Annotated in this window: 11 protein-coding genes; 5 read left to right on the top strand and 6 right to left on the bottom strand. The window is 61.0% G+C overall.

Features of this window, described 5'->3' with window-relative positions:
* Positions 1-5: 5 nt before the first annotated feature.
* From cyoD to cyoA, 4 genes are read right to left on the bottom strand one after another with little or no spacing between them, the layout of a single operon-like run.
* A complete protein-coding gene (gene cyoD, locus F3Y30_RS24640; protein ID WP_203426907.1) occupies positions 6-413 on the bottom strand; it encodes a cytochrome o ubiquinol oxidase subunit IV in 408 nt (135 codons plus the stop codon).
* A complete protein-coding gene (cyoC, locus tag F3Y30_RS24635; protein WP_203427635.1) occupies positions 410-985 on the bottom strand; it encodes a cytochrome o ubiquinol oxidase subunit III in 576 nt (191 codons plus the stop codon). Before cyoC ends, cyoD begins: the two co-directional genes overlap by 4 nt.
* 48 nt (positions 986-1033) lie before the next feature.
* Entirely contained in the window at positions 1034-3037 is a 2004-nt protein-coding gene (cyoB, locus tag F3Y30_RS24630; RefSeq protein WP_203426906.1) for a cytochrome o ubiquinol oxidase subunit I, read from the bottom strand.
* A 31-nt stretch (positions 3038-3068) separates the two neighbouring features.
* Entirely contained in the window at positions 3069-4256 is a 1188-nt protein-coding gene (cyoA, locus tag F3Y30_RS24625; RefSeq protein ID WP_203426905.1) for a ubiquinol oxidase subunit II, read from the bottom strand.
* Between the two features lie 307 nt (positions 4257-4563).
* Here cyoA and F3Y30_RS24620 point away from each other — a divergent pair, with 307 nt between their 5' ends.
* The 5 genes from F3Y30_RS24620 (at position 4564) to F3Y30_RS24600 (ending at position 13983) form a co-directional block, all read left to right on the top strand.
* On the top strand, positions 4564-5913 hold the full coding sequence (locus F3Y30_RS24620) for an MFS transporter (RefSeq protein WP_203426904.1): 1350 nt from the start codon (positions 4564-4566) through the stop codon (positions 5911-5913).
* A 331-nt stretch (positions 5914-6244) separates the two neighbouring features.
* Positions 6245-7012, top strand: a complete 768-nt coding sequence (gene minC, locus F3Y30_RS24615; protein ID WP_203427634.1) for a septum site-determining protein MinC — start codon at positions 6245-6247, stop codon at positions 7010-7012.
* Positions 7013-7043: 31 nt separating this feature from the next.
* On the top strand, positions 7044-7859 hold the full coding sequence (gene minD / locus F3Y30_RS24610; RefSeq protein ID WP_203426903.1) for a septum site-determining protein MinD: 816 nt from the start codon (positions 7044-7046) through the stop codon (positions 7857-7859).
* Entirely contained in the window at positions 7856-8119 is a 264-nt protein-coding gene (gene minE / locus F3Y30_RS24605) for a cell division topological specificity factor MinE (RefSeq protein WP_203426902.1), read from the top strand. The genes minD and minE overlap by 4 nt, the downstream gene beginning before the upstream one ends.
* Before the next feature lie 824 nt (positions 8120-8943).
* Positions 8944-13983, top strand: coding sequence for a hypothetical protein (locus F3Y30_RS24600; RefSeq protein ID WP_203426901.1), 5040 nt, complete (start codon positions 8944-8946; stop codon positions 13981-13983).
* Between the two features lie 358 nt (positions 13984-14341).
* On the opposite strand, the gene F3Y30_RS24595 is transcribed toward F3Y30_RS24600, so the two are convergent.
* Together F3Y30_RS24595 and F3Y30_RS24590 are read right to left on the bottom strand one after the other, a co-directional pair.
* Positions 14342-14671, bottom strand: coding sequence for a DUF2218 domain-containing protein (locus tag F3Y30_RS24595; protein WP_203426900.1), 330 nt, complete (start codon positions 14669-14671; stop codon positions 14342-14344).
* The gene (locus F3Y30_RS24590) at positions 14671-15225 is read right to left on the bottom strand and encodes a PadR family transcriptional regulator (RefSeq protein ID WP_203426899.1); all 555 of its coding nucleotides are present in this window, start codon (positions 15223-15225) and stop codon (positions 14671-14673) included. The genes F3Y30_RS24595 and F3Y30_RS24590 overlap by 1 nt, the downstream gene beginning before the upstream one ends.
* Positions 15226-15540 lie beyond the last annotated feature (315 nt).

Here is a 15540-nt window from a genome sequence, read left to right as displayed (position 1 = left end):
CTCCCTCAGGGCATGCTCTTCATCATCTCCGGCGACATGGGCATCATGTTCACGTTGAGGTGATGCATGACCCAGAACGAGCCGGCAAGCATGATCGCCACGATGATCAGCGTGAAGATCAGCGCCATCACCGTCCAGCCGCCTTCAGAACGCGGGTTCATGTGCAGGAAGCAGACCATGTGGACAACGATCTGCACGGCTGCGAATGCCATGATCAGGACGGCGGTCACGATCTTGCTGTCGAAAACCTCTCCCATGACCAGCCAGAACGGGATGGCGGTCAGGATGACGGAGAGGACGAAGCCGATCATGTAGGTCTTGAGCGAGCCGTGTCCGGCATCGTGACCATGGCTGTGACCGTGGTGGACGTTGTGGGCGTCTTCGTGGGCAGGTGCGTGGGCTTGCGAGCTCATCCGAGAACTCCCATCAGGTATACGAAGGAGAAGACGCCGATCCAGACGACGTCGAGGAAGTGCCAGAACATCGACAGGCACATGAGGCGCCGACGATTCTCCGGAATCAGTCCGCGCAACTTCACCTGCACCATCAGCGTGATGAGCCAGATGATGCCGAAGGTGACGTGCAGACCGTGCGTGCCGACGAGCGTGAAGAACGACGACAGGAAGGCGCTGCGTCCTGGACCTGCCCCTTCCTGGATCAGGTGATAGAACTCATAGAGTTCCAGCCCGAGGAAGGCCAGGCCGAAGAGGCCGGTGACGCCAAGCCAGAACAGGGTCTCCATCTTGGCGTTGCGCTCCATCTGGAGCATGGCGAAGCCGTAGGTGATCGACGACAAAAGCAGCATCGACGTGTTGATGGCGACGAGCGACAGGTCGAAGAGATCGGCCGGAGAAGGGCCCGCCGCATAGTTGCGGCCCAGCACGCCGTGCGTGGCAAACAGCACGGCGAAGATGAGGCAGTCGCTCATCAGGTAGATCCAGAAGCCCAGCATGGTGCTGCCTTCGGGATGATGTTCCTCCTCCAGATAGAACTGGGGGCCGTGGCTTCTTGAGTGTGTGCTTTCTCAGTCATGTCAGGTCCGTTCCGCCAGCAACTCGGAGCGCGCGTCCTCGGTAGCGGTCACGGTCTCGGCGGGGATGTAGAAGTCCCGGTTGTAGTTGAACGTATGGCCGATCGACACCGCGATGATGCCGATGAAGGAAACGATCACCAGCCACCAGATGTACCAGATCAGTGCGAAGGCAAGGGCGACGCTGAGGCCGGCCAGGATGACGCCCGTTCCGGTGTTCTTCGGCATGTGGATCGGCTTGAACCCGCCGAGCGGACGCTCGTAACCACGGCTCTTCATGTCGTACCAGCTGTCGTGGTCGTGCACGACGGGCGTGAAGGCGAAGTTGTAGTCCGGCGGCGGCGACGAGGTCGACCACTCCAGCGTACGGCCGTTCCAGGGGTCGCCGGTAAAGTCGCGGAGCTGGTCGCGCTTGAGGTAGCTGACAACGATCTGAATGACGAAGGATGCGATGCCGAGCGCGATCAGGAAGGCGCCGAAGGCTGCAATGATGAACCAGATCTGCAGCGACGGATCCTCGAACTGCGAAACGCGGCGGGTCACGCCCATCAGGCCGAGTACATAGAGCGGCATGAAGGCGAAGAAGAAGCCGATCTGCCAGAACCAGAAGCTCATCTTGCCCCAGAAGGGATCGAGCTTGTAGCCGAAGGCCTTCGGCCACCAGTAGACGATGCCTGCCATCAGGCCGAACACCACACCGCCGATGATGACGTTGTGGAAATGGGCGATGAGGAACAGCGAGTTGTGCAGCACGAAGTCCGCCGGGGGGACGGCCAGCAGGACGCCGGTCATGCCGCCGATCACGAAGGTGAACATGAAGCCCACCGTCCAGTACATCGGCACTTCATAGCGGATACGGCCGCGATACATGGTGAAGAGCCAGTTGAACATCTTCGCACCTGTGGGGATCGAGATGATCATGGTGGTAATGCCGAAGAAGGCATTCACCGAGGCACCCGACCCCATCGTGAAGAAGTGATGCAGCCATACGAGATACGACAGGATCATGATCACGCAGGTTGCGTAGACCATCGATGCGTAGCCGAACAGGCGCTTGCCGCAGAAGGTGGCGACGACTTCCGAGAATATGCCGAACGCGGGCAGCACCAGAATGTATACTTCAGGATGCCCCCAGATCCAGATGAGGTTCACATACATCATCGGATTGCCACCAAGGTCATTGGTGAAGAAGTTCGTGCCGGCGTAGCGGTCGAGCGACAGCAGGGCCAGGGTTGCGGTCAGGATTGGGAAGGTCGCGACGATCAGGATGTTCGTGCAGAGCGAGGTCCAGGTGAAGACCGGCATCTTCATCATCGTCATGCCCGGTGCGCGCATCTTCACGATCGTCGCGATCAGGTTGATGCCCGACAATGTCGTGCCGACGCCCGCCACCTGCAGGCCCCATATGTAATAGTCGACCCCCACTCCCGGACTGTAGTCCGCGCCCGACAGCGGCGGGTAGGCGAGCCACCCGGTCCGGGCGAATTCGCCGACGAAGAGCGACATCATGATGATGATAGCGCCGGCCGTGGTCATCCAGAACGAGAAGTTGTTCAGGAACGGGAAGGAGACGTCGCGCGCACCAATCTGCAGCGGCACTACATAGTTCATCAGGCCCGTCACAAACGGCATTGCCATGAAGAAGATCATGATCACGCCATGGGCGGTAAAGATCTGGTCGTAGTGATGCGGGTTGAGGTAACCTTCGCTGCCGTTGAAGGCGATCGCCTGCTGGATGCGCATCATGATGGCGTCAGCGAAGCCGCGCATCAGCATGATAAGCGCCAGGATCACGTACATGATGCCGATCTTCTTGTGATCGACACTCGTGAACCATTCCTTCCAGAGATAGCCCCAGAGCTTGAAATAGGTGATGAGCGACAGGACGGCGATGCCGCCCAGCGCAACAGCGATGAAAGTCACGACGAGAATTGGTTCATGATAGGGGATGGCCTCCCAGGAGAGCCGCCCGAATATGAATTCCGTCAGAGTTGTATTGCCGAACATGGGTCTGTCCAAAATTTCTTGATATGCGGAGTCAGTGGTGCTTGGCGCCGTTATTCAACTGCGCGGGCGCGACACCGTCCTGGTTGTTTCCGTTCTCGGGCATGGTGTGGCCCTCGTGCCCGTTCTGGGCGTCGTGGTTCATCGGCTGCTGGGTGTCGACGCCTTCTGCCGGTTCCTCGCTGCGCGCCGGATTGCCGGTAGCCGGGAAGGTTGCGGCGGGCGCGGCAATTCCGTGCCCGGTTTCACCGGCATGGCGATTGTCGTACTCCAGCTTCTCGCGATTCTCGTGGCTTTCCTTGCCGGCGCCACCCATCATGTCGATGTGCATCATCTCGTTCATGCACATCTGGCCCGGGTGGGCGCACATGTTGAGAATGGCGTTGAAAAGGCCGTCCTCGACGGTGGCGAAATATCGTACGGGTTCCCTGGTGCTCGGCTTTTCGAGCTTCAGGTAGGCGTCCCTGTTGAGTGCGGTACCTTGCGACTTCACGCGCGCCACCCATTCGTCGAAGCCTTGCTGCTGGACGCCGTGGAACTTGAAGCGCATGTGCGAGAAGCCGTCGCCGCTATAGTTGGCAGAGAGGCCTTCGAAAACGCCTTCCTTGTTGATGACGGCATGGAGCTGCGTCTGCATGCCGGGCATCGCATAGATCATGCCGGCAAGCGCGGGCACGTAGAACGAGTTCATGACGGAGGATGCGGTGATCTTGAAGTTGATCGGCACATCCACCGGTGCTGCCATCTCGTTGACTGTGGCAATCCCATAGTCGGGATAGAAGAACAGCCACTTCCAGTCGAGCGCGACCACTTCGACCGTCAGCGGCTTCGTTTCAGCGGGAATGGCGCGCTCCGCGTCGATCCTGTCGAGCGGACGGTAGGGGTCGAGCTTGTGGGTGCTGATCCAGGTCACCGCGCCGAGAGCGATGATGATCGCAAGTGGCGCCGACCAGATGATAACTTCGAGGCCGGTCGAATGATGCCATTCAGGGTCATATTTTGCGCGGGTATTGGAACCGCGATACCGCCAGGCGAAGAAAAAAGTGAGGCAAACAACCGGTACGATGATCAGGAGCATCAGCACGGTCGAGACGATGATCAGGTCTCTTTGCTGCACGGCGATATCTCCCGAAGGCGACATGACGACCATGTTGCATCCGGAAAGCGCCAGGACGGACAGCAGGGCGACCAGCCGTCCTATCGTATTTAACTGAGTGGACATTTCAGGCTCGAATTTACGTTTGTCTATTTTCGCACTAATCGCGGTAGGACTTCGACTGGAATGAGGTCGTTCGTCGCAGTGCAGCAATCTGTCGCAGTGCAGCAATGCAACCGACTCCCTTTTCCGGCGTTCCCCAGTGCCGCCGAAATGCGGGCCGAGGAGGCGCCAAGCGAGGATCTAGGACAGGATGTCGTTCCAGAAAGTGCTGAGCGGCACGAAGAGCAGCTTTTTTCCACTCAATCCTTGATCTCGCCCGATCTTTGATCGACATTTCGAAGAGGCGAATTGTCGCCGGGAGGAAGAATGCATGGTCACGGTCGTCAATCCAACATCATCGGGTTTCGAAAGGGACGCCCGCCGAATTCATGGCGACAAGCCGATTTCTCCAGGCAGCATCGCAATCGGTGTGATCATCGGTCGCATGTCCGAATTCTTCGATTTCTTCGTCTACGGCCTCGGTTCCGTACTCGTGTTTCCGAAGCTGATTTTCCCCTTCGCGTCGAGCCCGCTCGCCGCCATCCTCATGTCGTTTGCGATCTTTCCGCTCGCCTTCATTTCGCGGCCGGTCGGTTCCTTTATCTTCATGTGGCTCGACCGCAACTATGGGCGCGGAACGAAGCTGACGATCGCGCTGCTGATTCTCGGCGGGTCGACCGCCTCGATCGCCTTCCTGCCTGGATATGATTCGATCGGGTATTGGGCGGTAGCCTTGCTCGCCTTGTTCCGGCTGGGGCAGGGCTTCGCGCTCGGTGGCGCGTGGGATGGTCTGGCATCGCTCCTCAGCCTCAATGCGCCTGCGAACCGGCGCGGCTGGTATGCCATGATCCCGCAGCTCGGAGCCCCGTTCGGCTTCGCCCTTGCGAGCGTCCTGTTCGGTTACTTCGTGGCCAACCTCTCGGAGGCTGATTTCCTCGATTGGGGCTGGCGCTATCCGTTCTTCGTGGCCTTTGCGATCAACGTCGTTGCGCTCTTCGCGCGGCTGCGCATCGTTGCGAGCGCCGAGTTCGGTGCGGCCATGGAGGCACAGGAGCTGGAAGCCCGGCCGATTTTCGAGATGCTGAGCAAGCATGCCCGTGACGTCGTGCTGGGTGCCTTCGTTCCGCTCGCAAGCTTTGCCATGTTCCACCTGGTGACGATCTTCCCCTTGAGCTGGATTACGCTGCATGGCGGCCAGTCCACTGGTGAGTTCCTGCGGGTGCAGGTGGCGGGTGCCGCGGTTGGCCTCATCGGTATCGTACTGTCGGGTGTCCTTGCCGACCGAATCGGGCGCCGCAGCCAGTTGATGATTGGTGCGGTCATCATCGCGATCTTCTCGTTCTCGGCGCCCTTCCTCCTTGAGGCTGGCGGCAAGGGGCAGGATGCGTTCATCATCATCGGCTTCGGCATTCTCGGCCTGTCGTTCGGCCAGGCCTCCGGCGTCGTCTCGTCGCGCTTTGGCAAGTACTACCGCTACACCGGTGCCGCTCTCACCTCCGACCTCGCCTGGCTGGTTGGTGCCGCCTTCGCCCCTCTGGTGGCGCTCGGGCTCGCCAGCAGCTTCGGCATCATCTTTATCGGCGGATACCTGATTTCGGGCGCGATCTGCACGCTCGTCGCGCTCGGCGTTACCCGTGCGCTCGATCAGAGCACCGTATCACCCGGCTCGAAGAACCTCTGACCCTTCGACAGCCTGGATAGACGAAGGGCCTGCGCAACGACGAGTGCGCGGGCTTTTTTCTTTGAGGGGACGGCTTCTTGCCGTACGCGCCAGAGGTCTTGTCTGTGGGCTTCCTATGCCTATTGGGAGGGGCGGATTTTCCCCGGATGTCGCCCTCTGCCGCAGCGGAGATTGATACCCTTGCGGCGTACAAGCCTTCGGGTTTTCCGACCCGCTCTTCCAACCCGCGTCCGAAGCGTTTTCCGCTGCCAAATATGGGATGGAGGGACTGCGCGTTAACCATTTGTTAACCGTGAATCGCGTAGGTCTTGAGAACGAAAAATTAACGAAGATTTCCAAAGTGTTAACAGAAGCTCGCTCGATCCGTGTCAAGGGCCGGTCATTCCTGGCGCTCGTCCTTTCTCCGGAACTGCCCCTCGATCAGTGGCTCGAGCGGCTTGACGATCTCGCCGCGCGTTCGGCGGGCTTCTTCCTGGAACGGCCGATCGTGCTCGACCTTTCCGAGATCGATATCGACCGGCCGCGATTGAAGGACCTCGTCGAGGATCTGGCGAAACGCAACGTGCGGGTCATGGGCATCGAAGGCGGACGGGCATCGCTGCATGGGCCTGGCATACCGCCGGCCATGAAAGGCGGGCGCCCGGGTCCCGACATCGAGGTCCCCGAGGAGGCTCCAGCGGTCGAGAAGGCTGCAGCGGCCGAGCCGGCGGCGGAAGCCGTCCTGGAGAAGGCTCCGGTCATCCGCCAGGATCCGCAACTGTTGAGGGCGCCGGCGTCGATCATCGTGCGGGAGCCGGTACGTTCAGGGCAATCGGTGATCTTTCCGGAAGGCGACGTCACCGTCATCGGATCGGTCGCCTCCGGCGCGGAAATCATCGCCGGTGGATCCATCCATATCTACGGCACGCTCAGAGGGCGCGCATTGGCGGGCTCGGTAGGGAATGCATCGGCGCGCATCTTCTGCCGTCGGCTCGAGGCGGAACTGCTGGCCATCGACGGTGTCTACAAGACAGCAGACGACATGGCGCCAAAGCTTCGGGGGCAGGCGGTCCAGCTCTGGCTCGAAGACGAATCGATCATGGCAGAAAGACTTAACTGAGCCGGCTGCCGGCCAGAAACAGGAGCGGAAGATGGCGAAAGTAGTTGTTGTTACATCAGGCAAGGGCGGTGTCGGCAAGACGACTTCGTCTGCGGCGCTCGGAGCGGCACTCGCGCAGCGCAACGAGAAGACGGTCGTCGTGGACTTCGACGTCGGCCTGCGCAATCTCGACCTCGTCATGGGTGCCGAGCGCCGGGTCGTCTACGACCTGGTGAATGTCATCCAGGGCGACGCGAAGCTTCCGCAGGCGCTGATCCGCGACAAGCGCCTGGACACGCTCTTCCTGCTCCCGGCATCTCAGACCCGCGACAAGGACAGCCTCACGCCAGAGGGTGTCATGCGCGTGATGGAAGACCTCAAGAAGCACTTTGACTGGATCATCTGCGATAGTCCTGCGGGGATCGAGCGCGGTGCGACGCTCGCGATGCGCCATGCCGACGTTGCCGTCGTCGTGACGAATCCGGAAGTCTCTTCCGTTCGCGACTCCGATCGTATCATCGGTCTTCTCGACTCCAAGACGGAGCGGGCCGAGCGGGGTGACCGGGTGGAGAAGCATCTGCTTCTGACACGCTACGATGCCGCCCGCGCCGAACGGGGCGACATGCTGAAGGTCGAGGATGTCCTGGAAATCCTGTCGATCCCGCTGCTCGGAATTGTTCCGGAAAGCGTGGACGTCCTGAAGGCATCCAACATCGGTGCTCCGGTAACGCTTGCTGACAACCGCTGCGCGCCGGCAATCGCTTATCTCGATGCCGCGCGTCGGCTTGCCGGCGAAACGGTGCCTATGACCATTCCGGGCGAAAAGCGCGGGTTCCTTGGTAAAATATTCGGACGGAGGGCAGCATGAGCATTTTCCGTTTGTTCCGCAAGCAGAGTTCCGCGCCGATGGCGCGCGAGCGCCTGCAGGTCCTTCTCGCTCACGAAAGAGCGTCGGTGGGTCAGTCGGATCTAGTTGCAGTTCTCAGGGAAGAGATTCTCGCCGTCATTGCGAAGCATGTCCAGATCGATGACGACAAGGTGAGCGTCACCATGGACCGTGGGGAGCATGTGACTACCCTCGAGGTCGACATCGAAATTCCGCTTCCCCCCGGTGTCCGGGCAGCTTGAAAACTGGAGCGCCCAGACCAGGGCGCTCTGAAGCTTGGCAGGTGCGGGCGACCGACAGGGACCCGGAACACGCCGCGGAGACGGTGTTTCGTGCGCGCTCCAACTGGACATGCGAGCAAATACGCTGAGCGTCGGGGGTCGATCCGTTCAGCGATGAGTCGTCCGCAAGAGTGAGCTTGCAGGCATCAACATATCTCCGAGATGCCGACCGATAGAATCGCCTGAAAGAATCACGCTCTCACGAAGGGTGCGCCCAGACATAATGGCGTACATCCCGTTGAGACCACGCCTGAGAGCGTTCTGCGCGACTTCCGTCCGACTGAGTCGACGACCCCGCAGGAGCAACGCAATCACCGCTGCGCTTCGGTGTAGGATAAAACCGGTACACTGCTGTCCGGGCCTCTTTTACCATGGTCGAACGGGAGTACAAACTTCCCGGCTTCCCCTTGGATTCACGGGGACGAAGGCCTGCCTCCCTGTGATTGCGGCGGCTCCAACCACTCCAGCGATGCCATCTGCTGACGCGCTGCGCGGTCACTAGCGCCGAAAAATTCGTAGCCGGCCCAAGCCTCGGGGGCAGTATGCGACACCGGGCTCCCGTTCCCGCATCACTGTCCAGATCAGGTTCAAGCAAGCCTATCTCCATACTCTTTTCTAGCGCACGGGTAGGTCGGGGGATCGACGCTCGTCTCTGCGTTGAGGAGCGCTGCTGACGCCGGCAGCGTATCCGGGCGCGGGGAGGCCGTGGTGGCAGGGCTTTCGTTGTTTTGCGGAAGTTTGGAAGCGTGATTCAGGCGGCAGGATAGCATCAAAGGGTTTTGTTTATGACTTCGACCATTTCTTCGCTCAGCGTCAGCACTATCAGGACTCTTAGTGCCGCGTCGATTGCGACCTGGACCACGGAAGACATCGCTGCGCTGTCTACAACGCAGATCAAGGCCCTGTCCTCTTCCCAGATTGCCGCGCTGGAGACGGAGGATCTGGCCGCCTTTTCCACAAAGCAGCTCAGTGCTATCTCGGCCACGGCGATCGTCGGCCTGAGTCTCGATCAGCTTGCCATTCTTAATGCGAACAAGATCGGAAGCCTTGGAACGGCGCAGATTGCGGCACTCAGCACCACCCAGATCGATGGTCTGGACACGGTACAGGTCGAAGCGCTGACGTCCTCGCAGATCGCAGCCCTCCGCGCGACGCAGATCGACGCACTGTCTCCTGAGGATATCGCCACCTTCACGACTGCCGAAATCGCGGCGATCAGTGCAAGTGCGCTGTCGGGCCTGTCGGCGAGCGACCTCGCGACGCTCAACTCCGCCCAGCTGGCGGCCCTCAAGACAAGCCAGATCGCCGCGCTGAAAACCAGCCAGATCGCGGCGTTAAGTTCCGATGTGATCGCAGCACTGACCACGTTGCAGATCAGCGCGCTCAGTGCGCAGCAGGTCAAGGCTCTGTCCACCGACAATATTGCCGCTCTCTCGACCAGTCAGGTTGCCGCCCTGAGCGCAAAGGGGGTCGCTGGCCTCACCTCGACGCAGGTTTCCGCTCTGTCGACCGCTCAGGTCGAGGCTCTGACGTCGACCCAGGTCGCAGCCCTGAGCGCGGTCCAGGTCGCGGCTCTGTCGTCCGAAGATCTGGCGACGTTCTCCACGTCTGAGATCGCGGCGATCACTACGGCCGCGATTTCGGGCCTGTCGAGCGACAACATCGCCGCCCTTAGCCTCAGCCAGGTCGCGGCCCTGAAGGCCACCCAGATCGCGGCCCTGAAGACCGTCCAGATCGGATCGCTGGGTACCGACCTCATTGCGTCGCTGACCACGTCTCAGATTGCAGCCCTCAGCGCGCAGCAGGTCAAGTCGCTATCGACGGACAGCATCGCAGCTCTCTCCACGAGCCAGATCGCCGCTCTGAACGCGAAGGCTATACCGGGTCTGACTTCGACCCAGGTCGCTGCCCTGTCGACCGTACAGGTCGAGGCCCTGACGACCACGCTGGTTGGCGCGATGAGCGCGGCGCAGCTTGCGGCACTGGCGCCGGAGGATATTGCGACATTCACGACTGCGGAAATTGCCGCGATCAGCGCCAGTGCGCTCTCGGGACTGTCGGCCAGCGCGCTTGCTTCGCTGAGTTCGAGCCAGGCAGCAGCACTGAAGACCGCCCAGATCGCCGCGCTCAAGACAAACCAGATCAGCGCTTTGAGTTCCGCGCAGATCGCGGCCTTTACCACCTCGCAGATTGCTGCGCTCAGCTCGCAGCAGGTCAAGGTCCTCTCCTCCGACAGCATTGCAGCCCTGTCCACCGGGCAGATCGCGGCCCTCAACGCTAAGGCGGTTCCGGGCCTGACCTCGGCGCAGATCACTGCCCTGTCGACCGCGCAGGCCGAAGCCTTCACGACTGCCCAGGTCGCGGCATTGGGATCGACGCAGATCGCCGCACTCACCACCGATGATCTTGCGACCTTCTCGACTGCTGAAATTGCGGCGATCAGCACGGCCGCGATATCCGCTCTGTCGAGCGACAACATATCTGCACTCAGCTTCGATCAGGCGGCGGCCCTGAAATCGGCCCAGATAGCGGCATTGAAGGCGAGCCAGATAGAGGCTTTGGCACCGGCGTTGACCTCATCGCAGGTCGGTGCATTGAGTTCGGCGCAAATCGCGGCGCTCTCCACGGGCAGCATTGCGGCCCTGACCGATGACCAGATCGCTGCCCTCAGCACGAAGGCGGTATCCGGCCTGACTTCAACACAGCTGGCCGCCCTGTCGATCGGCCAGGTCGACGCCCTGTCTTCGGCGCAGATCGCAGCTTTGAGCTCGACCCAGGTTGCGGCTCTCAGCTCGGACGATATAGAGACATTCACGACCGCTGAGATCGCGGCGATCAGCACGGCCGCGCTAGCCGGGCTCTCGACCGCCAACATCGCGGCACTGAGTCTCGCCCAGGTGGCGGCCCTCAAGACGAGCCAGCTGGCTGCGTTGAAGTCGACTCAGATCGAAGCCTTGAGCCCCGAGCTGGTTGGTGCACTGAGCACGGCGCAGATCAACGCCCTCGGCTCACAGCAGGTGAAAGCTCTCACCACCGACAGCCTTGCCGCGCTCTCCGCCGAGCAGATTGCCGCCCTCAACACGAAGGCGGTGCCTGGCCTCACCTCGACACAAGTGGCGGCCTTGTCGATCGCGCAGGCAGAGGCCTTGTCGTCCGCGCAGATCGCCGCATTGGGATCGGCGCAGATCGCAGCTCTGACCTCCGAGGATCTCGCGACCTTCTCGACTGCCGAAATCGCGGCAATCAGCGCCGCGGCTCTTGCAGGGCTTACGACGGGGAATATAGCCGCTATCAGCATCGACCAGGCGTCGGCGCTGACCACCGCCCAGATCGCTGCCTTGAAGACGACCCAGGTCGAGGCGCTTACCTCCGAGCTGATAGCCGCATTGACCACGGCGCAGATCAGTGCCCTCGGCTCTCTGCAGGTGAAGGCCCTGTCGACCGGCAGCATTGCCGCTCTTTCCACGGATCAGATTGCCGCCTTGAGCACGAAGGCGATCCCCGGCCTCACATCGACACAGGTCGAAGCCTTGAGCACCGATCAGGCGCAGGCGCTGACGTCCGCGCTCGTCGCTGCGATGAGTTCGAACCAGATCGCGGCACTGGACTCGGCTGACATTGCAACCTTCTCGACCGACGACATCGCCGCGATCAGCACGGCTGCGATATCCAGTCTCTCCAGCAGCAACATATCGGCGCTCAGCACGGACCAGATTGCGGCCCTGAAGACCAGCCAGATCGCCGCGTTGCAGACCAGTCAGATCGAAGCGTTGATCACGACGCTGACCACATCGCAGATTGGCGCCCTGAGCTCAGCGCAAGTTGCAGCACTCTCGACCGACAGCATTGTGACGCTGTCGACCGACCAGATTGCAGCGCTCAGCACGAAAACTGTGTCAGGCTTGACCTCGGCACAGGTCGATGCCTTGTCGACGGCGCAGGTCGAGGCATTGACGTCCTCGCAGGTTGCGAGCCTCAGCACCCAGCAGATTGCCACGCTGAGCACGGCCGATCTGGCGACCTTCTCGACAGAGGACATCGCCGCGATCAGCACAGCAGCCATCTCCAAGCTCGCGGCTGAAAATATTGCTGCGCTGAGCACCGCCCAGGTGGCCGTCCTGACGAACAGCCAGATTGCAGCGCTTGCTTCCAGCCAGCTCGAAGCCATGGGGTCAACCCAGATCGGTAACCTGACCACCGGACAGATCGCCGCTCTCAGCTCGACGGCCATTCCCGGATTGTCGACCACTAATATCGCAGCACTCTCCACCGACCAGATTGCCGCCCTGAGCACGAAGGCGATCAGCGGTCTGACTTCCACCCAGATCGCTGCGCTATCGTCGCTCCAGATCGACGCACTTTCGACAGCCCAGATTGCCGCGCTGGGATCAGCCCAGATCGCAGCCCTCACGGCCGCGGACCTCGAAGTGCTTTCGACCGATGATCTCGCCGCCATCAGCACGGCTGCCATATCGGGCCTTTCGACGAGCAACATCGCTGCTCTTAACTCCGAACAAACTGCGGCCCTGACGAAAAACCAGATCGCGGCGTTGACATCGAGCCAGATCGCAGCCCTGAGCGTGTCCCAGATCGACGATCTGACGACTGAACAGATCGGGGCGCTGAGCTCGACTGCCATCACGGGGCTGTCGGCCTCCACGATCGCGGCGCTGTCCACCGACCAGATTGCCGCCCTCAGCGCCAAGGCGGTCGGAAACCTGACGTCTGCACAGATCGTCGCATTGTCGACCGAGCAAATCGACGCCCTGTCCTCCGCCCAGATTGCGGCCCTGGGATCGACGCAGATTGCAGCTCTCGCTGCCGAGGATATTGCAGCCTTGTCGACGGACGACATCGCGGCGATCGGCTCGGCTGCCATCGCGGGGTTGACGACCGCGAACATCGCGGCGCTCAGCGCAAGCCAGACGGCGGCCTTGACGACAAACCAGGTTGCGGCGCTGACATCCAGCCAGCTTGAGGCGATGGGGTCCGCCCATATCACCAACTTGACCACCAGTCAGATCGCAGCGCTGAGTTCGGCTGCCGTCTCGGCTCTGTCGACCTCCACGATAGCAGCACTTTCCACCGACCAGATCGCCGCTCTCGCCACCAAGGCGATCGGGAGTCTGACGTCCGCGCAGATTGCTGCGCTGTCGACGGGCCAGATCGACGCACTGTCCTCAACCCAGATCGCTTCATTGGGGTCGGCTCAAATCGCCGGATTGTCTACCCAGGACCTCGCAACCTTCTCGAGCGAGGAGATCGCGGCGATTAGTTCGGCTGCCATATCTGGTTTCTCGACCAGTGCCGTTGCGGCACTGACCTCCGAGCAGACGGCGGCGCTGACGACGAACCAGATCGCGGCGCTGACCTTCAACCAGGTAAAGGCGTTGACGACGGCCCAGGTCGCCGCCTTGAGCACCGATCAGATTGAAGCGTTCAGCGCCGTCCAGCTCGCTGCGCTGGGCACCGGCAACATCACCGCCCTTTCGACCGATCAGATCGCGGCCATGAACCCGAAGTCTGTGCTGGGGCTGACCACCGCGCAGATCAGCGCCCTCAGCACTGAACAGGTCGAGGCGCTGACCGATACACAGGTGGCCGGATTGAATTCGGCGCAGATCGCAGCTCTCGGCACCGAGGATCTGGCGACGTTCTCGCTCGCCGATATTGCTTCGATCAGCTCTTCGGCCATCGCCGGGCTGTCCACGGCGGATATCATGAGCCTGTCGAGCAGCCAGCTGCAAGCCATCACGACGGCGCAAATCCAGGCGCTCGACGCCGGGCAGGTCGCTGCTGTCATTTCGGCCTATCAGTCATTCTGATAATTGGCTGAAAGACGTTGAGTTCCCGGTGGGCAGATACGACTGCCCACCGGGCTTCGTTCTGGGGGCAGGGGTCGCCCCAGCCTGACAACATGGGCAGACGCCAACCGACTGCCCGGCATTGTGACCCTGGGCGGTCCTGCGGCAAAAGGCTGGCCGTCAATGCAACGGCTGTTTTCGCGGCCTTACGAAAACAGAAGCCATCGGCCGGTTTCCTGGCCGATGGTTTGCTCGTGGATCGTATGGCCGCACGCACGACCGTTCGTCGCCTGTGATCCTAGGACTGGCGACGCGTATTGCGCTCGGCTTCCTGTCCGTAGAGGAGCCGAGCTGTTTCATCTGCCCGGGGGATGGGGGATCAGTTCTCGTCGCTTGCCGTCGAGGCTTGCCAATCGATATGCAATTCCTCTCTGAAGGCGAATCTGACCAGGTGACGAACGACAACGTCCTGAAGCTGGACCATCTGCTCGTCGTCCGCAGATTCGAGCGAAATCGTCAGCAGATCGTTTGAAGCTTCCAGCCGGCACGTGCCCACGGTGAAGGAAATGCTTCCCGAGTTCGGGTCGAAGCTGACGGGCCGCTTATGGGCAAAATGCTTGCAGAGTTGCTGGAGGTAGCGACTTGCATTCGAGGTTTCGATCTTGGCGACGCTCAAGATTTGAGGCGTGATGGGTGATTGTTCGTTCATTAGCTGCGTTCCACGGTTTGTGCGGCCTGATCAAGGGCGGCTGCGATGGTCTCTGCGGTATCCTGGTCCAGGGGGCCGCGCTTGAAGCGCAGGCGCATTGCTAGCTTCAGGTTTTCCATCGCGCGCACCACCTGGGCCGGAACGCCGTCGCGGCCGGCGAAGCCGGAAGCCTTGCTGCGTGCCAGGAGTTCTTCGACTGCCGCCTGGTTTGCGACGAGGAAGGCCTGCCCCTCGGGCGTGATGCTGTAGCGCTTCCTTCCGCCTTCAGCGGCCTCAATCAGCGCATAGCCCATGTCGTCGAGCCAGGAGAGGGTGGGGTAGATGACGCCGGGGCTCGGGCTGTAGCTGCCGCCGAAACGGTCCTCGATGGATTTGATCAACTCGTAACCGTGGCTCGGCGCCTCGGCTATCATTGCAAGGATGAGCAAGCGAAGTTCGCCGTAGTCGAACAACCTGCGACCATGGTGCCCTCGGCGCCCATGGCCATGATGTTCGTCGCTGTGGCGACCCTTCGGTCGATCGTGAGATTCAAAATGGGGATCTTTGTGTTTCATGAGTTTCGATATAGATCTCGATATATCGAAAATCAAGATATATCGAAAAATATTCGTGCAAGACGGAAACGTGGCTCCGAGCGCAGCAATGAACGATGACAAAGGGCAGGCAGCCGACAGGTGACGGAAACCCGCGCCGACAAGAGGTGCGTCGTTTGTTTTGATGGGACACACAGGATCGCGCAAGCGCGTCGACGGCCCCGTCAACGACGCTCGAGGGCACTCCCTGTCAGGGACAGCAGATGAGTATCTAGATAAGCACCTTTCCCGGTCGTGTCGAACAACGGGACGGCGTGATGATGATCAAGATATTGA

Source organism: Sinorhizobium sp. BG8 (assembly GCF_016864555.1).
Taxonomy (GTDB): domain Bacteria; phylum Pseudomonadota; class Alphaproteobacteria; order Rhizobiales; family Rhizobiaceae; genus BG8.
The sequence above is the reverse complement of the archived record's forward strand: the minus strand, read 5'-3'. Positions and strand labels throughout refer to the sequence as shown.

Excerpts from the sequence above, each read along its gene's own strand:
- cyoA (WP_203426905.1), bottom strand. The coding sequence starts at position 4,256 with ATGTCCACTCAGTTAAATACGATAGGACGGCTGGTCGCCCTGCTGTCC.
- F3Y30_RS24595 (WP_203426900.1), bottom strand. The coding sequence starts at position 14,671 with ATGAACGAACAATCACCCATCACGCCTCAAATCTTGAGCGTCGCCAAG.
- F3Y30_RS24590 (WP_203426899.1), bottom strand. The coding sequence starts at position 15,225 with ATGAAACACAAAGATCCCCATTTTGAATCTCACGATCGACCGAAGGGT.
- cyoD (WP_203426907.1), bottom strand. The coding sequence starts at position 413 with ATGAGCTCGCAAGCCCACGCACCTGCCCACGAAGACGCCCACAACGTC.
- minE (WP_203426902.1), top strand. The coding sequence starts at position 7,856 with ATGAGCATTTTCCGTTTGTTCCGCAAGCAGAGTTCCGCGCCGATGGCG.
- cyoB (WP_203426906.1), bottom strand. The coding sequence starts at position 3,037 with ATGTTCGGCAATACAACTCTGACGGAATTCATATTCGGGCGGCTCTCC.
- minD (WP_203426903.1), top strand. The coding sequence starts at position 7,044 with ATGGCGAAAGTAGTTGTTGTTACATCAGGCAAGGGCGGTGTCGGCAAG.
- F3Y30_RS24600 (WP_203426901.1), top strand. The coding sequence starts at position 8,944 with ATGACTTCGACCATTTCTTCGCTCAGCGTCAGCACTATCAGGACTCTT.
- F3Y30_RS24620 (WP_203426904.1), top strand. The coding sequence starts at position 4,564 with ATGGTCACGGTCGTCAATCCAACATCATCGGGTTTCGAAAGGGACGCC.